Annotated in this window: 18 protein-coding genes; 9 read left to right on the top strand and 9 right to left on the bottom strand. The window is 70.3% G+C overall.

Annotation, left to right across the window (positions count from 1 at the left end; all coding sequences use genetic code 11):
• Position 1: 1 nt before the first annotated feature.
• The gene (gene serB / locus QBE02_RS03470; protein ID WP_279367142.1) at positions 2-643 is read right to left on the bottom strand and encodes a phosphoserine phosphatase SerB; all 642 of its coding nucleotides are present in this window, start codon (positions 641-643) and stop codon (positions 2-4) included.
• A gap of 201 nt (positions 644-844) precedes the next feature.
• Here serB and QBE02_RS03465 point away from each other — a divergent pair, with 201 nt between their 5' ends.
• The gene (locus QBE02_RS03465) at positions 845-1,318 is read left to right on the top strand and encodes an S-ribosylhomocysteine lyase (protein WP_056232089.1); all 474 of its coding nucleotides are present in this window, start codon (positions 845-847) and stop codon (positions 1,316-1,318) included.
• Positions 1,319-1,400: 82 nt separating this feature from the next.
• On the opposite strand, the gene glgC is transcribed toward QBE02_RS03465, so the two are convergent.
• Positions 1,401-2,645 carry a glucose-1-phosphate adenylyltransferase gene (gene glgC, locus QBE02_RS03460; protein WP_279367141.1) on the bottom strand — a complete coding sequence of 415 codons (1,245 nt, stop codon included), beginning with the start codon at positions 2,643-2,645 and terminating at the stop codon, positions 1,401-1,403.
• A gap of 76 nt (positions 2,646-2,721) precedes the next feature.
• On the opposite strand from glgC, the gene glgA reads away from it, so the two are divergent.
• From glgA to QBE02_RS03445, 3 genes are all read left to right on the top strand, one after another.
• Positions 2,722-3,912, top strand: a complete 1,191-nt coding sequence (gene glgA / locus QBE02_RS03455) for a glycogen synthase (RefSeq protein WP_279367140.1) — start codon at positions 2,722-2,724, stop codon at positions 3,910-3,912.
• Between the two features lie 131 nt (positions 3,913-4,043).
• The gene (locus QBE02_RS03450; protein ID WP_056232080.1) at positions 4,044-4,826 is read left to right on the top strand and encodes an ABC transporter ATP-binding protein; all 783 of its coding nucleotides are present in this window, start codon (positions 4,044-4,046) and stop codon (positions 4,824-4,826) included.
• 135 nt (positions 4,827-4,961) lie between these two features.
• Positions 4,962-5,213: a type B 50S ribosomal protein L31 gene (locus QBE02_RS03445; RefSeq protein WP_013586710.1), complete on the top strand. Its 252-nt coding sequence runs from the start codon at positions 4,962-4,964 to the stop codon at positions 5,211-5,213.
• Positions 5,214-5,286: 73 nt separating this feature from the next.
• Here the strand turns inward: QBE02_RS03445 and QBE02_RS03440 are convergent, their stop codons facing one another.
• The 5 genes from QBE02_RS03440 to QBE02_RS03420 form a co-directional block, all read right to left on the bottom strand.
• Positions 5,287-6,114, bottom strand: coding sequence for a carbon-nitrogen hydrolase family protein (locus QBE02_RS03440; RefSeq protein ID WP_279367139.1), 828 nt, complete (start codon positions 6,112-6,114; stop codon positions 5,287-5,289).
• 335 nt (positions 6,115-6,449) lie between these two features.
• On the bottom strand, positions 6,450-6,764 hold the full coding sequence (locus QBE02_RS03435) for an HNH endonuclease signature motif containing protein (protein ID WP_279367138.1): 315 nt from the start codon (positions 6,762-6,764) through the stop codon (positions 6,450-6,452).
• Positions 6,765-6,785: 21 nt separating this feature from the next.
• Entirely contained in the window at positions 6,786-8,282 is a 1,497-nt protein-coding gene (locus QBE02_RS03430) for a DUF222 domain-containing protein (RefSeq protein ID WP_279367137.1), read from the bottom strand.
• Between the two features lie 416 nt (positions 8,283-8,698).
• Entirely contained in the window at positions 8,699-10,987 is a 2,289-nt protein-coding gene (locus QBE02_RS03425; RefSeq protein ID WP_279367136.1) for a M1 family metallopeptidase, read from the bottom strand.
• A gap of 344 nt (positions 10,988-11,331) precedes the next feature.
• A complete protein-coding gene (locus tag QBE02_RS03420; protein ID WP_279367135.1) occupies positions 11,332-12,066 on the bottom strand; it encodes an exonuclease domain-containing protein in 735 nt (244 codons plus the stop codon).
• Positions 12,067-12,303: 237 nt separating this feature from the next.
• Here QBE02_RS03420 and QBE02_RS03415 point away from each other — a divergent pair, with 237 nt between their 5' ends.
• Complete coding sequence (locus tag QBE02_RS03415; RefSeq protein WP_279367134.1) at positions 12,304-13,176, top strand: alpha/beta fold hydrolase; 873 nt, start codon at positions 12,304-12,306, stop codon at positions 13,174-13,176.
• On the opposite strand, the gene QBE02_RS03410 is transcribed toward QBE02_RS03415, so the two are convergent.
• Positions 13,173-13,727: a CGNR zinc finger domain-containing protein gene (locus QBE02_RS03410; RefSeq protein ID WP_279367133.1), complete on the bottom strand. Its 555-nt coding sequence runs from the start codon at positions 13,725-13,727 to the stop codon at positions 13,173-13,175. The genes QBE02_RS03415 and QBE02_RS03410 overlap by 4 nt on opposite strands.
• A 71-nt stretch (positions 13,728-13,798) precedes the next feature.
• On the opposite strand from QBE02_RS03410, the gene QBE02_RS03405 reads away from it, so the two are divergent.
• Positions 13,799-14,791 carry a DMT family transporter gene (locus QBE02_RS03405; protein WP_279367132.1) on the top strand — a complete coding sequence of 331 codons (993 nt, stop codon included), beginning with the start codon at positions 13,799-13,801 and terminating at the stop codon, positions 14,789-14,791.
• Positions 14,792-14,795: 4 nt separating this feature from the next.
• Here QBE02_RS03405 and QBE02_RS03400 read toward each other — a convergent pair whose 3' ends face one another.
• Positions 14,796-15,269: an Lrp/AsnC family transcriptional regulator gene (locus tag QBE02_RS03400; RefSeq protein WP_279367131.1), complete on the bottom strand. Its 474-nt coding sequence runs from the start codon at positions 15,267-15,269 to the stop codon at positions 14,796-14,798.
• Positions 15,270-15,443: 174 nt separating this feature from the next.
• Between QBE02_RS03400 and pdhA the strand changes: the two genes are divergently transcribed.
• Genes pdhA through QBE02_RS03385 form a run of 3 tightly spaced genes read left to right on the top strand, consistent with a single transcriptional unit; the run spans position 15,444 to position 19,094 of the window.
• Positions 15,444-16,568, top strand: coding sequence for a pyruvate dehydrogenase (acetyl-transferring) E1 component subunit alpha (gene pdhA, locus QBE02_RS03395; RefSeq protein WP_279367130.1), 1,125 nt, complete (start codon positions 15,444-15,446; stop codon positions 16,566-16,568).
• Positions 16,565-17,608, top strand: a complete 1,044-nt coding sequence (locus QBE02_RS03390; protein ID WP_279367129.1) for an alpha-ketoacid dehydrogenase subunit beta — start codon at positions 16,565-16,567, stop codon at positions 17,606-17,608. Before pdhA ends, QBE02_RS03390 begins: the two co-directional genes overlap by 4 nt.
• Before the next feature lie 55 nt (positions 17,609-17,663).
• The gene (locus QBE02_RS03385; RefSeq protein WP_279367128.1) at positions 17,664-19,094 is read left to right on the top strand and encodes a dihydrolipoamide acetyltransferase family protein; all 1,431 of its coding nucleotides are present in this window, start codon (positions 17,664-17,666) and stop codon (positions 19,092-19,094) included.
• Positions 19,095-19,205 lie beyond the last annotated feature (111 nt).

Raw genomic sequence — 19,205 nt, 5'->3', positions numbered from 1 at the left:
CTCAGCGGGGGAGCAGCGCGATGACCTGGGCCAGATCGACGGGGCCGATCACCAGATCGGCCCGCTCGCGCACGGCCGGCTTGGCATTGAACGCCAGGCCGAGTCCCGCGGTCGCCATCATCTCGAGGTCGTTCGCCCCGTCGCCGATCGCGAACGTAAGGGAAAGGGGGACGCCGAGTTCTCCCGCCCAGCGACGGAGCGTGTCGGCCTTGGCCGTGGCATCCACGATCTCTCCCTCGACCTTTCCCGTGAGGGTGCCGTCGACGGCGCCGAGCCTGTTCGCACGCCAGAGGTCGACACCGAGCTCGGGGGCGACCGTGTCGAGGACTTCGTGGAAGCCGCCCGAGACGACGCCGACGATTCCGCCGCGCTCGTGGACGGCGGCGATCAGATCGCGGACGCCGGGCGTGGGCTCGATACGGGCGATGGCACGCGCGAAGGCCTCGATGGGCACGCCGGTGAGCGCCTGCACGCGGGAGCGCAGGCTCGTCGCGAAGTCGACCTCACCGCGCATGGCGGCCTCGGTGGCGGCGGCCACCTCGGGACCGCGGCCGGCTTCGTCGGCGAGGAGTTCGATGACCTCGTTGCGGATCAGCGTGGAATCGGCGTCGAGGACGACGAGGAATCGGGCGGTCGCAGGCACGCGCTCAACGCTAGCGGGTCGGCGTGATCGTGTGTCGTGAGGGCTACCTGCGGTCGCGGGCACGTGCTCGACGCGAGCGGGTCGGCACGCGCGTGCTCGAGAACCCGCGCCACGCATCCGGGCGGCGTCACGCGGGGTCATCTCGCACCGCACCCACCGTAGGCTTCTGCGGTACCCCCGCTTTTCCAGAAGGGACCTCGCATGGCCGACGTCGAAAGCTTCACCCTCGATCACACCGCCGTCCTGGCGCCCTACGTGCGCCTCATCGGCACCGAGTCGGGCCCGCGAGGTGACGTCATCTCGAATTTCGACCTGCGCCTCGTGCAGCCGAACGAGCAGGAGATCCCCACGGCCGGTCTCCACACGATCGAGCACCTGCTCGCGAGCCTCGTGCGCGACCGGATCGACGGCCTCATCGACATCTCGCCGTTCGGCTGCCGCACGGGCTTCCACGTGATCATGTGGGGAGAGCCCTCGGTGGGCGACCTCGTCGACGCGATCACCGGCTCGCTCCGCGCCATCGTCGACGACGTGCAGTGGGACGACGTCCCCGGAACCGACGCGTTCAGCTGCGGCAACTACCGCGACCACAGCCTGCACACCGCCAAGGAGTGGTCCAAGGAGGTCCTCGCCAAGGGCATCTCGCGCGACGCTTTCGAGCGCGTGGGAGTGTAGAACTTCGGTTCCGGATGCCGAAGGGGCGGTGACCATCCCGGTCACCGCCCCTTCTGGCATCCGGAATGCCCGACAGCGGGAATCACGTGTGGACGTGGACGTCCTTGCCGACGACGGTGATGCCCGTCTCGGTGACGGTGAAACCACGGGCCAGGTCGCGCTCGCGATCGACGCCGATGGTCGCCCCGGGCTCGAGCACCACGTTCTTATCGAGGATCGCGCGGTGGATGCGCGCCCCCGCGCCCACCTGGACGCTGTCGAAAAGCACCGAGTCGGTGATGGTCGAGCCACCCCCGGCGAGGGCCCACGGGCCGACGACGCTGCGCTCGAGGTGGGTTCCCGACAGCACCGAACCCAGAGACACGATCGAGTCGATCGCATTGCCGATGCGGCCGACCGAGTCGCGCACGAACTTCGCCGGAGGGGCGTTGAAGGTCTGCGAGAAGATCGGCCAGTCGTTGTTGTAGAGGTTGAAGATCGGCAGGGTCGAGATCAGATCCATGTGCGCGTCGTAGAACGACTCGATCGTGCCGACGTCGCGCCAGTACGACCGGTCACGCGGTGTGGAGCCGGGCACGTCGTTGCGCTGGAAGTCGTAGACGGCCGCCTCACCGCGGTCGACGAAGTAGGGGACGATGTCGCCGCCCATGTCGTGCGCCGAGGTGGGCAGCTCGCCGTCGTGCGTGACGGCGTCGACGAGGGCGTCGGCGTCGAAGATGTAGTTGCCCATCGAGGCGAGCACCTCGTGCGGCGAGTCGGCGAGGCCCGCGGGGCTCTGCGGCTTCTCGAGGAACGCGCGGATCTTCGTCGGGTCGCTGGGGTCGGTGTCGATGACGCCGAACTGGTTCGCGAGCGAGATCGGCTGACGGATGCCGGCGACCGTCGCGCGCGCATCGGAGGCGATGTGGGCGTCGAGCATCTGCTTGAAGTCCATGCGGTAGACGTGGTCGGCACCGATGACGACGACGATGTCGGGCTTCTCGTCGCGGATGAGATTCATCGACTGCAGGATCGCGTCGGCCGAACCCGAGAACCACCGCTTGCCGAGACGCTGCTGGGCGGGGACCGAGGCGACGTACGAGCCGAGCATCGGCGACATGCGCCACGTCTGCGAGATGTGTCGGTCGAGGCTGTGCGACTTGTACTGCGTCAGCACGACGAGCTGACGCAGCCCCGAATTGATGAGATTCGAGATCGCGAAGTCGATCAGGCGGTATTGACCGCCGAAGGGCACGGCGGGTTTGGCGCGGTCAGCCGTCAGGGGCATGAGTCGCTTTCCCTCGCCGCCGGCGAGGATGATTCCGAAGACCTTCGGCGCTGCAGGCATGGCACCACCCTAGGGCTCCGGCGGGCGAGCGGAAACACGTCTGCGGCGCGCCTTGCGCTGTACTACGGTTCGTCTCATGCGCGTCGACATCGTGACCAAGGAGTACCCGCCGGAGATCTACGGGGGAGCAGGGGTCCACGCCACCGAGCTCGTCAAGGCGCTGCGCGCCGAGGGCACCGAGGTGCAGGTCCGCGCGTTCGGCGCGTCGCGCGACGAGGCCGACACGACCTCCTACGGCGTGCCCGCCGAATTGGCGTCGGCGAACGGTGCGATCCAGACCCTCGGCACCGACCTCGCGATCGTCTCGGACATGGCGGGCGCCGACGTCGTGCACTCGCACACCTGGTACGCGAACTTCGCCGGGCACCTGGCATCCCTCCTCCACGGCATTCCCCACGTGGTCACCGCGCACAGCCTCGAGCCGCTGCGCCCGTGGAAGGCCGAGCAGCTCGGCGGCGGATACGCCGTGTCGAGCTACATCGAGAAGACCGCGTACGAGGGGGCGGCCGCCGTCGTCGCGGTGAGCTCCGGCATGCGCGACGACATCCTGCGCAGCTACCCCTCGCTGGATCCCGACAAGGTGCGGGTCATCTACAACGGCATCGACACCGAGTCGTGGCATCCGGTGTCGGATGACGCGTTCCTGGCGTCGCAGGGCATCGATCCGTCGCGCCCCTCGGTCGTCTTCGTCGGTCGCATCACCCGTCAGAAGGGGCTGCCGTACCTTCTGCGCGCGGCGGAGCAGCTGCCGCCCGAGGTGCAGCTGATCCTGTGCGCCGGTGCGCCCGACACCCCGCAGATCATGGCCGAGGTGCAGGAGCTGGTGCGCGGGCTCCAGGCGACCCGCGACGGGGTCGTGTGGATCGAGAAGCTCCTGCCGCGCAACGAGCTCAGCGCGATCCTCACCGCGGCGACCACGTTCGTCTGCCCCTCGGTGTACGAGCCGCTCGGCATCGTGAACCTCGAGGCCATGGCGTGCGGGGCTGCGGTCGTCGGAACGGCGACCGGGGGTATTCCCGAGGTCGTCGTCGACGGCGTGACGGGTCGACTCGTACCGATCGAGCAGGTGCAGGACGGAACCGGAACGCCCGTCGATCCCGAGCGGTTCGTCGACGACCTCGCCCGCGTGCTGACGGAGGTCGTGATGGATGCCGAGAAGGCCCGGGCCTACGGAGAGGCCGGGCGCATACGAGCCGTCGAGGACTTCAGCTGGGCCGCGATCGCGGAGACCACCTCCGCGCTGTACGCGGAGGTCGCGGGGAAGTAGGGCGTCCGCCTCGGCGGCGCAGCGGCGGATCGCCGGGGCGGTCATGCGCGACGCGTCCGGGCGTGCCCGGCACTGTCCACAGGGGCCGCGTGGCATCCGGATGCCGCTGTCTCGGACAGTAGGCTAGGACCATGCCCCAGGTGCTCGAGTTCTCCGACGTCGTCGTCCGCCGGAACGCGCGGGACATCGTGTCCCACCTCGACTGGGAGGTGTCGGACGACCAGCGGTGGGTCGTGCTCGGGCCGAACGGCGCGGGCAAGACGACGGTGCTGCAGCTCGCCGACACCCTGCTTCACCCGACCTCGGGTTCGGTGACGATCCTCGGTGAGCGTCTCGGCCGCACCGACGTGTTCGAGCTGCGTCCGCGCATCGGCTTCGCCTCGTCGGCGATGGCGCGTCGCGTGCCGCCGGAGGAGACCGTGCTCGACGTCGTGCTGACGGCCGCGTTCTCGGTCGTGGGCCGCTGGCGTGAGGACTACGACGACATCGACGAGCGTCGCGCGCTGCGCGTGCTCGCCGAGTGGAAGCTCGACCACCTCGCCGACCGCACCTTCGGAACCCTCAGCGACGGCGAGCAGAAGCGCGTCCAGATCGCCCGCGCGGTCATGACCGACCCCGAGCTGCTGCTGCTCGACGAGCCCACCGCGAGCCTCGACCTCGGCGCGCGCGAAGAGCTGCTCGCTCTGCTGTCGGGCTACGCGCAGGCGCCGACGACGCCCGCGATGGTGATGGTCACGCACCACGTCGAAGAGATCCCCGTCGGCTTCACGCATGTTCTGCTGTTGCGCGACGGCGAGGTCGTGGCATCCGGGCCCCTCCAGGAAGCCCTCACGGCCGAGAACCTCACGAAGACGTTCGGGCTCGAGATCGCACTCACGCACGAAGCCGGCCGGTACGCGGCGCGCGCCGTCTGAGACGCTTCGCCTCGAGGCGGCGCCTTCGCGTCGGGGCAGCGCTCGGGCCTGGTAGACTCTCTCGTTGGTGCCATCGGCGCCGCAGACTTTCACGTCCTGGCAGAATCCAGGACACCACTTCTCAAAGGACCTCCCATGAAGACTGACATCCACCCCACGTACAAGGCCGTCGTGTTCCGCGACCTCGGTTCGGGCGACACGTTCCTCACCCGTTCGACCGTGTCCAGCGACAAGACGATCGAGCTCGACGGCGTGGAGTACCCCGTCATCGACGTGGAAATCTCGTCCGCTTCGCACCCCTTCTACACGGGCAAGCAGCGCATCATGGACTCGGCCGGTCGCGTCGAGAAGTTCAACCAGCGCTTCAAGAACTTCGGCGGTCGTTGAGCCCAGCGGTTCTCGCAGCGAAAGCCCCTCGTCCTTCGGGACGGGGGGCTTTCGCATTGAGTGCGGGGGCGCTTCAGGAGCGTGGCGCGCTGCCGGGTTGCAACGCGACGAGTCCGGAGCGATCGAAGGACCCCAGGTCATCTCGGCGGTCGATCCACATGCGCTGATCGCGACGGACCTCTTGCACGACGGCGGGGTCGATGTCGGCGATGGCCAGACCCTCGCGTTCGACGACGTGGGCGACGCGCCGCCCGAGAGGGTCGATGATCGTTGAGCCCCCGATGAAGTCGCTCGGAGCGCCGACGAGACCGCTGAACACGACATAGATGCCGTTATCGAGGGCGCGAGCGGCGAGGTGAAGGTCGCGACGTCGCTCCCCGCCTGGGAAGTACGCACCGCTATTGAGATAGACCGTGGCTCCGGCGGCGGCCGCGGCGGCGGCGTGTTCGGGGAAATTGGCGTCGTAGCAGACGGACAGGGCGAGCTCGACGTCGCCCGCCCGAAACGAGAACCCGCCGGTGCCCGGAGTGAAGATCGCGCGCTCGGGCGCATGCAGGTGTTGCTTGGCGTAGACCGGGTGCGCGGGTCGACCGGGCATGAACAGGAAATCGGTCAGCGTGCGGTGGCCGTCGTCGGCCTGCACCGCGGTGTTGACCACCGCGACGACACCGGTCGTGTCGACGGCGCTCTGAAGCGGACGCAACCACTCCCGGTCGTCGATGCGCGGGAGGGCGCGTGTGAAGACGTCCTCGTCGTACCCGGTGAGGAAAGCCTCCGGGAAGAGGACGACATCCGCGCCAGCGTCGGCGCTCGCAGAGATGAACTGCGCGGCGCGAGCGGCATTGCGGTCGACGGCGCCGGGGACGGACTCGGCCTGGACGGTGGCGATGCGGACGGTCACGGGGACCAGTCTGACAGGGCTGGTGGGGCGAGTTTCGTGCGGGCGCAGCGGCGCGCGCGCGGGGGCGATGAGGGTTGGAGCGGTGGCGCGTTGGGTCGGTGGGGTGGCGCTTTGTACGGGCCCGGTGTTCGATATCGGTTTTTGACTGCCGGACACCCGACGAAAATCGTCTGCGCCGGAGAGTCCAAGTGTGGGTTGACTGTGCTGGATGCGGAGTCCTGCGCGTGCGTCCGGGACCCGTCACTCCATGTAGTGGCTCGTTCGGCGCCTCACCCCCTTTCAAGGGCTGCGGGTATCTGGAACCTCTCCAAGGACGCGCTCCATGACCGCCGCCCTTAGAACGGTGGCGGATCTGTGCCGTACCTGCCGCCGAGGGGCGAGATCCACGCGGTGTCGCCTCCGGTTGCGCGACCGAGGTCCCACCGGGTCTCGTGACGGAGGCGGTGGTGGTGGCGACACTTGGGGTCGAGGTTGTCGTCGTCGGTGCTTCCGCCGTCGGCCCACGCGGTGAGATGGTCGATGTCGCACTCTCGCGCGGCGCGGCCGCAACCGGGGAACACGCACGTGGGCGAGGTGACGCCGAGCCACCGTCGGAGCGCCACGGGAACGCGGTAGGTCTTCCGGTCCAGCACGAGTGGCGCGCCGGTCACAGGGTGGGTGAGAAGCCGGATTCACGAGGTGGGGTTTCCGGCGATCCGCCGTGCGGTCCCGAGGTCGATCGGTCCGTAGCCCTCGAGCGTCGCCGGCTCGGTGTCGTGACCGAGGAGGGTGAGCGCAGGGATCGTCACGACGACGGTCGCCGGGGGAGCAGTCCGGAAGGTGCGCCCCGCCGCGGGTTCATACGGTGTGGGGTTATCGGTAGCGGGTGTGTGTGGCGCGGGGCGTTCGGGGCCCGGTGGGTGCGGTGCGAGGTGTTCGGTGTCCGCGTGCGATGCGGCCTGCTCGGCATCTGGCGCTCGCGATGCGGGCCCCGCGAGCGCATGTCGGGCGGGCTCTTTCGCGTCGGCCGCGACGGAACTTTGCTTCGCAATGCCGGGCACCGGAGGCGTGGGCACGGCCGCACCAGGCGCGGAACCCTCGGGCACCGTGTTCGAGGACGGAACCGTCGCGACCTGGCCCGGATCCTCCGTCATGGTGACGAGGTCGGCGAAGGCGTCGGCCCGCAACTGCGCGAGCGTGCGTTCTTCATCGGGTGCCGCACGAAGGTGCCGGGCCGCGCGATCCAGCCGCGACATCACCGCGCGGGCGCGATCCGCGGGGAGAAGGGCGTGCGGGGATGCCATGCCGTCGAGCTCGGCCCTCATCCACACACCGCGATCCTCGGCCGCCCGGCGATGACGAGCATCGAGTGATTCGGCATGGACGCGCTCGCGGATCGCGCGAGCAGCAACCGCGAATTTCGCCGGGGGGAGGACGAGCGCTTGCGGACATGCTTCGTCGTCGAAGCGCTGGAAGGCGGCGTCATCGCCCGCGGGGAGCGTCGACGCCAGTCGAGCTGCGTCGACCGCGTGCTTCTCGGAGAGGCGGCCTTCGCTGAAGGCGGCCCACAGCTGCGGGCAACCGACGGCCAGCGTCCGCGCGTGGGCGGCCCTCGTCCGAACGGTCTGCTCGGACAGACGCAGGCGGACGGCGACCTCGGCGACGGCGGCGCGCTCAGAGAGGTCGATGCGATCGCGACGCACAGCGCCGGGGGTACGGCCGCGGGCATCGTTCCACGCGCAGTCGAGAGTGGGGTCGGGACCGACCCAGGGAGTGGGGTCGAAGGCGGCGTCGTCGAGGATCGCCAGAATCAAGCGGTACTCGTCGGCGGTCGCCCGCTGCCTCTCGGTGACGACGCACTCGAGGTGGCCCAGCCGCGCATCGATGTCAGAGACCGCGGCGGCGCCGCCGTCGAGCGGCGAGAGCAGGTCGTCTATCGACCAGACGTCGTCACTGTCGCTGGTGCCGGACGACGTCGCTCTGCCCGGGGTGGCGGCCGGGACGGCTGGAGAAGATGCCTCGCCCGACTGTGCGGGTTCTTCGCCCGTCCACCACTCGACATCTCCGCTCTCACGGAAAGCCGCCCATTGTGCCTCGAGTTCGAGTTCGTCGTCGCTCGGCCACGGGGCACCGTCGCACTCCCGGAACACCGGCTTCGGCCGGCCTTCGGAGGGTGCGGTGCGGGTCATGGCAGAACGCTATCGGTGACGTCCGACATTGAGTCGAGGGTCGCTTCGGGGGAGACACGGCCGCGGGGAGCGCGTCCGATCGAGCACCTCGGGTCGCTCCGTCAGTCCCTGACGCGGGCGCCCGTTGCAAAGGCGTCCGTGTGCACCGCGTCAGCGTTTTCCGCAAAGGGGACAGCCCTGTCCCGCTCGCCGAGAGGCGAGGGCCGCGATGCGGACAAGAGCGCGACCGTTCCCTCGATCGCCACCGCCTCGCCCGCTTCCGGGGTGAGACGGGTGACGGAGGCGGCCGCGCAGCCGGCCGTCCACCGCCTCGCCCGTCTCCGGCGCGAGACGGAGGCGGTTGCACAGCCGGCCGACTCACGACGGATCGCCCCCGCACCCGGCAACCCGGGGCGGGGGCGATTCTCGCGACATGCTCAGACCGATTCGACCCGACGAGCGCCACGCCGGCGTCGCATCGCCGCCATCGACAGCACAGAGCCGCCGACGAGAGCCGCGAGAGCCCACATGATCGCCGCGATCGGTGCCTCGGAGCCGGTTGCCCCGAGCTGCCCGCGAGGGGGCGAGACGACGGCCGCCCCCGAGGCCGAGGGCGAAGGCGAGGGCACGATCGCTGCGATGACCGGGCCGAAGGGGGCGCTCGTGCGCGACTGGGCGACATACCCGGCGAGGCTGCCCGTGACGGTCACCGTCACCGTCCGTCCTACGGCGGCGGCGGGGATCGTGAAGGTCGGGGTCATGGCATCCGGGATCGGGGTTCCGTCGACCGCCCAGGAATACGCGAACGACGTGCCGTCGGTCCACCCGGGGGTGGTCGCCGTGAGCGTCGCACCGGCCGCCGTGTCGCCCGTGATGATCGGCGCCTGCGCGTCGACCGGGTACTCCTGCACGGCGAGGGTGCTCGAGCACGATGCGCACGTTCCGCCGAGGCTGGCGGCGGCCTCGGTGGTCAGCGCTCCGCCCGAGGCGTCGTCGGCCACTGTCGCCGCGAACGTCGTCGTGGCTGTGCGGCCCGGATCCGTCGCCGGAACGGTCCAGACGAGCACGTCGCCGGTCAGGGTCACGCCGGCGGGCAAAGTCGTCTGATCGATGGAGGCCCGATCCAGGATGCCGCGGACATCGAGCGTCGCGGTCGACGAGGCGAGCGGGACGAGTCCGGTGTTCTCCGCCGTGAGGGTGTAGCTCGCCGCGCCGCCGCGCTCGAGTGGGACGGTCGCGGTCGTGGTCAGCGCGAGCGTGAACTGGTCGGGCCACGCGGGCTTGTCGGCATCCAGGATCCAGTCCCGGTAGAACGCCTGCAGGTCACGGCCGGAGAGCTCTTCGGCGAGGGCGAGGAGGTCGGCGCCGGTCCTGCTCGTGCCAGCGTTGCGCAGCTGCCACTGCGTGACGACCGGGAAGAACGCGTCGTCGCCGATCGCGACGCGCAGCGCCGCCCAGAACTGCGCCGAGCGGTCATACGTCTGGTAGTCGTAGAGCGAAGCCGAGTCGGTCTGCGCACCCGGCGCGATGGTCCACCTGTCGTCGCCCGCGGGGGTGCGGTTCCACGCATCGAACTGCGCCTCGCGGGAGGGGGTGCCGGTGCCGAACCCGTCGCTGCCGGCGTAGTAGCTCTCGGACCAGGTGGCCATGCCCTCGGCGATCCAGATGTCGGTCCACGTCGTGGGGGACACATTGTTGCCGTACCACTGGTGGGCGAGCTCGTGCACGAGGGTGCTGAGGCCGATCCGCGTCGGGAAGAACGAGCGATCCTGCGTCTCAAGCGCGTAGTTGATGCCGCGCGGCACGCGGTCCACGACGACACCGGCGCTGCGGCCCGGGTAGGGCCCGTACACGGACTCGAGGTTGCGGATGAACGGGCCGAGCTGGCTCACCGCCGTGGTCACGGTCGCCTTGTTGGCGGTCGTCGACGTCGAGTCGACGAAGGACCACGCGGGAATGGTACTGCCGTCGGTGAGCGTCACCGATGATTCGATGACGTCGTAACGGCCGATCGAGATGATGAGCAGCTCGGATGCCATCTGCTTCGTCTGCTGCCACGCCCAGGTCGTGCGGGTGCCGTCGGTCGACGGCGTCTTCGAGAGCAGCTCGCCGTTGCTGACGGCGGCGGCCGGGGCCGCTCCCGCGCCGGTCGCATCGGAGAGGGTGGTCGGGACATCGAGCGAGATCGAGTAGGTCGCCTTGTCGCCCGGAGTGTTGTTGTGCGGGAACCCGGTCATGTTGCCGACCGGTTGACCGAGCATCGTCGCCCCGTCGGTCGTGGCGTTCCACCCTTCGTACGAGCCGTCGGCGTCGATGTGGGCCTGCGGGACTCCGTGATAGGCGACCGTGACGCGGAACTCACCGGAAACCGGGATGGAGGGGGTCACGACGAGCTTGTGCCTGATCGCACCGGCGTCGGTCTCACGCAGCCACGCAGCGGGTGTGCCGTCCACCGTCACGGAGTCGACCACGAGTCCTTCGAAGTCGAGCGAGAAGCTGCGCAGCGGTTCGGCGGCGCGGGCGGTCATGGTCGAGGTCGCGACGATGGAGCCGGCCACGACGGAGCCGGTCTGAACCGCGTCGGGGGTCCAGGCGAGATCGATGTCGTAGTCGAGGGCGTCGTAGCCGCCGTTGCCGACGTTCGGGAACATGGCGTCGCCCGAGGTGCGCGCGCCGTCCACGGGGTCGGCAGCGAGCGCCGGGGTGACCGCGGCGATGGATGACACGACGAGCCCCGCCGCGAGCGCGGCGGTTCCGAGCGACCGGACGGACCGGCGGAGGAGGGGAGGGTGCGAGGGCGGAGCTGGCGGAGCCTGGCGCATGAGTTCTGTCGTCCGTTCAGAAGATGCGGCAGCGTCGTCCGAAAGAGCGCCGCCGAGATGGTTGTCGCCACCGTAGGGGCGGCACGTTTCGGCGGCGTGTCGAACGAGGACAGGATCCGTCACAGGCGATGCATAGGCGATGCCGCGTCGGGCAGCCTCGGATCAGCTCGGCGGCGTGGACGGACGAGGCGGAGACGTCACGGCCGACGAAGACGCCGCGCGATGCGCCGGCAGCGCGCCCACCGGGCTCAGCGAATCGGCCACGCCCCGTCGATCGCCGGAGCCGTGGCATCCAGCCGACCGATCTTCACGAAGTACTCCGTGAGGCTCTCGGCTTGCGCGCGGGCCCAGGCGATCTGGCGGGTGTGGAGCTCGTCGAGGGTCGGGGGCAGCCATGGGCCGAATTTCTCGGCGAGCGCGAGGGCGAGCCGGCCGGCCGCGACGGCGTCGGCGCAGGCCTCGTGTGCGGACTCGAGGGGAACCGCGTAGTGCTCGGCGACGACGGAGAGCGTGCGCTTGCCGCGACGGTAGCGGTCGAAGGTCTTGTCGACGACGAGGGGGTCGATGACGGGGGAGGGGGCGGCGATCGGCGCCACGCCGTGGCGCACGGCTTCGTTCTTGAGCATCGAGAAATCGAAGGGCGCGTTGTAGGCGACGACCGGAATGCCGGCGGCGAAGAGCGCCCCCAGAGCCTCGACGACCTCGGCCACCACCCGCGGTGCGGGAGCGCCGTCGGCGCGAGCGCGTTCGGTCGAGATGCCGTGGATCGCCGCGGCCCCCGCGGGGATCTCGACGCCCGGGTCGGCGAGCCAGTCGCGGGCGTCGACGACGCGGCCGTCGGCGTCGAGGACACCCACGTGCGCGGTCACGATGCGATCGTTCTCGACGTCGATCCCGGTCGTCTCGAGGTCGAACACGCCCACGAGGCGCGCCCACTCGGGCGTCTGGAAGAGGGGGAGCGGCTCGGCCTGCCACGTGGTCATGCGCTCACGCTAGAGCGGGCCTCCGACATCGCCGTCGAGGCGCGCAGGAACGGGGGTGGATGCCATGGGCTCGGGCGCGACGCAGGCCCGCGCGGCCGGAGACGGTGTGGATGGGGTGAGGGCGCGACGCAGACCCCGCGGGAGGGGCATGCCACGAACGCCACCGCGAGGTGGGAAGGGCCGAAGCGTGCGTCGGTCGGGAGAAGGGATGTCGGGCCCCCCTCGTAGACTCGACCCATGCCGAACCCGTACGCCGACCGCCTCGCTCAGATCCCCGTCGTGCGGCGCGAGACGAGTGTTCTCGGGGGCACCACGGCGTACTGGGTCTACGGTGATGACGCCGCCGAGACGACGATCGTCGCGGTGCACGGCTTCCGCGGCGAGCACCACGGGCTCGATCCGGTGGTCGCGCATCTTCCCGGCATCCGGGTGGTCTCTCCCGACCTTCCCGGGTTCGGCGAGACCGCGCCCCTTGACGGACGCCCGCACGACCTCGACACCTACGCCGCCTGGCTGCGCGCGTTCGTCGAGAGCGTCGCTCCGGATGCCGTCGTGCTCGGCCACTCGTTCGGTTCGATCGTGTCGTCCGCGGCGGTGGCGGGCGGGTTGTCGACGCCCCGGCTCATCCTCGTCAACCCGATCGGGGCACCCGCGCTCGAGGGTCCTCGCGGGATCCTGACCCGTCTCGCGGTGTTCTACTATCTCGCCGGGGCGAAGCTGCCACGCGCGATCGGCGAGGGACTGCTGCGCAACGGGCTCATCGTGCGCGTCATGAGCAACGCCATGGCCAAGACGCGCGACCCCGGCCTGCGGCGCTTCGTGCACGAACAGCACGACGAGTACTTCTCGCGCTTCGCCGACCGCGACGTGCTGCACGAGGCCTTCGTCACGAGCGTCTCGCACGACGTGCGCGAGTTCGCCCCGCGCATCGCGCAGCCGACGCTGCTCATCGCGGCCGAAAAGGACGACATCACCCCGATCGAGGCCGAGCGGCACCTCGCGACGCTGTTCCCCGACGCCCGGCTCGTCGAGATCCCCGAGGTCGGGCACCTGATCCACTACGAGACGCCGCAGGCCGCGGCGCGGGCGATCGCGGAGTTCCTCGGCTAGGCCTCGGCTCGGCGCTTGCGGTACGCGTTCACGTTCATCCGGTTGCCGCAGTTGCCCGCGTCGCAATAGCGTTTCGATCCGTTCTTCGAGAAGTCGACGTACACGCCCTCGCAGTCGTCCGCCTCGCAGACGCGGACGCGCGCGTACTCATCGGCGCGGATGACGTCGACGAAGGCCAACGCCGACTCCACCAGGATGCGCGTCGCCAGGGGATCCGCGGGGTCGCTCGCGTGGATGTGCCAGTCGAGTCCGTCGTGGCGCACGAGCTGGGGGAGCGCGCGCCCATCGGCGAGCATGGCGTTCACCAGGGGGACGGCCCCGTCGCGATCCGCATTCCACAGCTCCAGCAGACGGGGGCGGATGCCGCGGACGGCGGCGAGTTCGCGGGCGTCGCGCGTGCGCGAACCGGTGTAGCCGTGACGGTCGGTGAAGGCCTCGAGCTCCGCGACGTCGACGAGGGTGTCGACCCCGCTCACCTCGGTGTGCGGCAGGGTGTTCACGAGTTCGACGGCGGCGCGCAGCACCAGTTCGGTGTCACGAATGAAGACCACGTTGACTCCTGACAGGTAGAGGCCGTACTGTCACGAGTGTAAACCCCCTTCACTCGTGACAGCAGGCCCGCATGACCACGTCTCCCGTGACCCTTCCGCGTCCCACCCACCGCGGATCCACCGCCGTCACCGGCCTCGCGATCGCCGTCGCCTCGGCCCTGGCGTTCTCTTCCAGCGGCCCGTTCGTCAAACCGCTGCTCGACGGCGGCTGGTCTCTCGGCGCGGTGCTCCTCGTGCGCATGGGCCTCGCCGCCCTGCTGCTCTCGCCCGCGCTGATCCTCGCCATCCGCCGTCGGCGCGGATTCCTCCGCCGACACGGGCTGCTCATCGTCGCATTCGGGCTCACGGCCGTGGCCGGCTGCCAGCTCTTCTACTTCGCCGCGATGCAGCGGATGCCGGTCGCCGTCGCCCTGCTCATCCAGTACATCGCCCCCGTGCTCATCGTCATCGCGGTCTGGGTGCGCACCCGACGCTCCCCGTCGAAGGCGGTGCTCATCGGCTCCGTCGTCGCGATGGCCGGTCTCGTGCTCGTCGTCGACATCAGCGGGGCGCGCTTCGACCTTCTCGGCACGATTTTCGCGCTGTGCGCGGCGGTTTGCGCCGCGGCCTACTTCGTCATCGCCGGGCGCGCGGGCGACGACCTGCCCCCGCTCGCCCTCGCCTCGGGCGGTTTGCTCACCGGAACCCTGCTCATGGGCGTGCTGGTGGCCACGGGGGTCCTACCCTTCGCCGCCCCCTCGATCACCGTGTCGCTCGCGGGACTCGAGCTCCCCGGCATCCTGCCGCTGCTGTGGGTGGGCGGCGTGGCGACCACCGTCGGCTACGCGCTCGGGGTGATCGCGGTGCCGCTCATCGGCTCGCGGCTCGCATCGTTCGTGGGACTCAGCGAGGTGCTGTTCGCCCTCGGGTTCGCGTGGCTGCTGCTCGGCGAGACGCCGGCGCCGATCCAGTTCGTGGGCGGCGCGTTGATCCTCGTGGGCGTGGTGCTCGTGCGGATGGATGCCGGGAGCCCGACGGAGCAGAAGACCGAGACGGCGAGCATCCCGGTGGTGCCGGCGCCGTAGCGAGCTAGATCTCCCCGCGTGCCAGCTGCATCAGCGGGCCGACGCGGTAGCCGATGACCTCGCCCATCACGAGCGACGTCTCGGTGCGCTCGACACCCTCGATGGCCAGGATCCGGGCGTCGGTGTCGAACAGGTGCTGGGTGTCGCGGCACGCCACGCGCACGAGCAGGTCGACCTGACCGCTGAGTCCGTGCGCCTGCAGAACCTCGGGCACCTTGGCGAGCTCCGCACGGATGGCCGGTAGCTCCGCCTGCCGGACGGTCACCTGCAGGAACGCCTCGATGGGAAAGCCCAGAGCCTCGGCCGACAGCGTGCGTTCGTACGAGAGGAAGACGCCCCCGCGTTCCAGGCGGCTCATGCGCGCCTGGACGGTGTTCCGGGAGAGTCCGAGTTTCTCGGCGAGCGCGACGACGGTGGCGCGCGGATCGGCGGACAGGGCGCGGAGGAGGTCGAGGTCGACCGCGTCGAGCTTGCTCATGGTGCGAAACATTAGCAGTGTGAAGGTCGGTCACGGTGGGCACGATGCTCAATATGACGACGAGGTCTTGAGCGGGGTGCTTTCCGCGCGTACGGTCGGCCTCGTCGGCGGTGCTGCCGGCATCCGTACGCCCCGGCTCTCACGAGGAGCCCGGGCCGCACTGGAGGGATGACGATGACGTACACCCAGACCCGAGTCTCCTCGACAGGACGAGCCGACGACCACGACGCCGTCGACGACGTGCTCCGCATCCTCGAGCCGGACGGCTCCCGGATCGCCGACGACACCCTCGACCCCTGGGTCGCCGATCTCTCGCCGCACGAGTTGCGCGCCCTCCACCGCGACATGGTCCTCACCCGTCGGCTGGATGCCGAGGGGGTCGCCCTGCAACGCCAAGGACAGCTCGCCCTCTGGGCGCCGTGCCGTGGACAGGAGGCCACCCAGGTCGGCACCGCCCACGCCCTCGCCCCGGGAGACTTCGTCTTCCCCAGCTATCGCGAGCACGGAGTGCTGCTGGGCCGCGGTGCCAAGCCCGCTGACTACGTCCTGGCCTGGCGCGGCGAAGAGCACTCCGCCTACGACCACACCACCATCAACGCGGCGCCTCCCCAGATCATCATCGGCGCGCAGTCACTGCACGCCACCGGCTGGGCGATGGGCGCTCAACGCGACGGCTCGACCGACGTCGCCGTCGCGTACTACGGCGACGGGGCGACGAGCCAGGGCGACGTCAACGAGGCGATGGTCTTCGCCTCGTCTTTCCGCGCCCCCGTGGTGTTCGTGTGCTCGAACAACCAATGGGCCATCTCGGAGCCCGTCACCGTCCAAGCCAAGTACCCGATCGCGGGCCGGGCGCCGGGGTTCGGCATCCCGAGCCTCCGCATCGACGGCAACGACGCCCTCGCCTGCGTCGCGGCCATGCGCTGGGCCCTCGACCGCGCCCGTCGTGGCGAAGGACCCTCGTTCATCGAGGCCGTGACCTACCGCATGGGTCCGCACACCACGAGCGACGACCCCACCCGCTACCGCGACTCCGCCGAGGTCGACGAGTGGGCGCAACGCGACCCGATCGCCCGGCTCGAGGCCTACCTGCGCGCCGAGGGGATGCTCGACGACTCCGGAATGGACCAGGTCGCCCGTGCCGCAGACGCTCTCGCCGCAGAGGTGCGCGCCGCGTGCATCGAGGCCACCACCCGGGCCCCCGAGACCATGTTCGACCACGTGTACGCGGAACCGCATGCCGCGGTCGAACGGCAGAAAGCCGAGTACATGGACTACCTCGCGGGGTTCGAAAAGTGACCGCCCTCACGCTCGGTTCCGCGATCAACGCGGGCCTGTCGAAGGCGCTCGAGAACGACGACAAGGTCCTGCTCATGGGCGAGGACATCGGGAAGCTCGGCGGCGTCTTCCGCGTCACCGACGGTCTGCAGAAGCGCTTCGGCGCGCAGCGCGTCGTCGACACCCCGCTCGCCGAGGCCGGCATCGTCGGTACGGCCGTCGGACTCGCGCTGCGCGGCTACCGGCCCGTTGTCGAGATCCAGTTCGACGGCTTCGTCTACCCGGCCTTCGACCAGATCGTCTGCCAGGTCGCGAAGCTCCACTACCGCAGCAACGGTCGCATCCGGATGCCGCTGGTCATCCGCATCCCGTGGGCCGGAGGCGTGGGAGCTGCCGAGCACCACTCCGAGTCGCCCGAGGCGTACTTCGTTCACACCGCCGGACTCCGCGTGATCGCCGCCTCGAACCCGCAGGATGCCTACGTCATGCTGCAGCAGGCGATCGCCTCCGACGACCCGGTGATCTTCTTCGAGCCCAAGCGCCTGTACCACTCCAAGGGTGAGGTCGACCTCGACGCCGACCTCGCCGACGCCCCGCCGATGCACCTCGCGCGCGTCCCCCGCGAGGGCACGGATGCCACGATCGTCACCTACGGCGCCCAGGTGCGCACCGCCCTCGATGCCGCCGTCGCCGCCGAAGATGACGGCATCTCGCTCGAGGTCATCGACCTGCGCTCGCTGTCGCCGATCGACATGAACACGGTCGCGGCATCCGTCCGCAAGACCGGACGCGTCGTCGTCACGCACGAGGCCGCGCGCGAAGCGGGAGTCGGCGCGGAGCTGATCGCGAGCATCACCGAGGAGTGCTTCCACTACCTCGAGACGCCGCCGCGGCGCGTCACCGGGCACGACATCCCCTATCCGCCGTCGAAGCTCGAGAAGCACCACGTGCCCGACCTGGATCGGATCCTGCACGCGGTGGACCTGGTGCTCGAGCGCGGTGCGGGCTCTTCGCCCACCGGCGGCGCATCCGCCGCGACCGTCGAAGGGGGCGTTCGATGATCGCGGAGCGCAGTGATGCCGGACGGATCGCGGGCACGATCGAGGGAGGCGTTCGATGATCGCGGAGTTCCTGCTTCCCGACCTCGGCGAGGGCCTTCCCGAGGCCGAGATCGTGCAGTGGCATGTGGCCGAGGGCGACACCGTCACCCTCAACCAGACGATCGCCGAGGTCGAGACGGCGAAGGCGATCGTCGAGATCCCCTCGCCGTATGCCGGCACCGTGCAGGGTCTGCACGCCGCGGCCGGAGACGTCGTCGAGGTCGGCTCACCCCTCGTGTCGTTCGATCTCGGCGGGACGGATGCCGGCACCCCCGCGCCCTCGCCCGCTGAGGCGACTCGTGAGGCCGGGGCAGGGGCGGCCGTCGAGACCGTCGCCGAAGCGCCCCTCGATGCCCCCGCCGACGACATCGCCGCCCGCGCGACCCCGAACCTCGTCGGCTACGGCGCTGCTCCGGCATCCGTCAACCGTCCGAAGCGCCGCGCGCGCGGCGGCGGGACCGCGGTGATCGACTCCGACCATGCCGTGCGCGAGGCCGCTCCGCACGACGTCGTCAAGACCGGGCCGATCGACCTGCCGCTTGAGCGTCCGCGCTCGACTCCGCCGGTGCGCAAGCTCGCGAAAGACCTCGGGGTCGACCTCGTGCTGGTCGCCGCCGCCCACCCGGGCGAGATGGTCACGCGCGGCCACGTCGAGGAGTTCGCGGCGCGCACTCCGGCGATGCCCGAGGTCACGGCACCCGCCGCCGCTTCGATGTCGACGGTCCCCCCGACTGACCGGTCCGGCGACCGGGTGACGCGCACGCCGATCCGCGGAGTGCGCAAGCACACGGCCGCGGCGATGGTGCAGAGCGCGTTCACGGCTCCGCACGCGACGACGTTCCTCACCCTCGACGTGACTGCGACCATGGAGCTGCTCGCCTCGCTCAAGACCGACCGCGCGCTCGACGGACACCGCATCGGCGTGCTCGCGATCGTCGCGAAGGCCGTGTGCTTGGCGCTCGGGCGCACGCCCGCGCTCAACGCGAAGTGGGATGACGCGGCGGGTGAGATCGTCGAGCACCACTACGTCAACCTGGGGATCGCGGCCGCGACCGATCGCGGTCTCGTGGTTCCGGTGATCCCGGATGCCGACCGGCTCGACCTCGTCGACCTCGCCGATGCGATCGCCGAACTCGCCGCCACGGCCCGCGCCGGACGGACCGCTCCGGCCGCGATGACCGGCGGGACGTTCTCGATCACCAACGTCGGCGTGTTCGGCGTCGACGCGGGGACGCCGATCCTGAACCCCGGCGAAGCGGGCATCCTCGCGGTCGGCGCCCTGCGGCGCACGCCGTGGGAGCACCACGGCGAGATCGCCCTGCGCGACGTGCTGACCCTCAGCCTGTCGTTCGACCACCGGTTGGTCGACGGGGCGGAGGCGGCGCGATTCCTCACCGACGTCGCCGGCGTGCTGCGCGAGCCCGGGAGGGCGATGCTGCTGCGCTGAGCGACCCGCGGCGGCGCGGTCGTCGCGCGGTGCACCGACGGGGTGCCGAGGGAGTGGTCGCCCTCGGCACCTTCTGGTTGGGAGCGAGTCATCGCGCCTGGCGGTGAGATC

It is taken from the genome of Microbacterium testaceum (genome assembly GCF_029761935.1).
Lineage (GTDB): Bacteria > Actinomycetota > Actinomycetes > Actinomycetales > Microbacteriaceae > Microbacterium > Microbacterium testaceum_A.
Note: the sequence above shows the minus strand (reverse complement) of the source record. Positions and strands in the feature narration are given on the sequence as shown.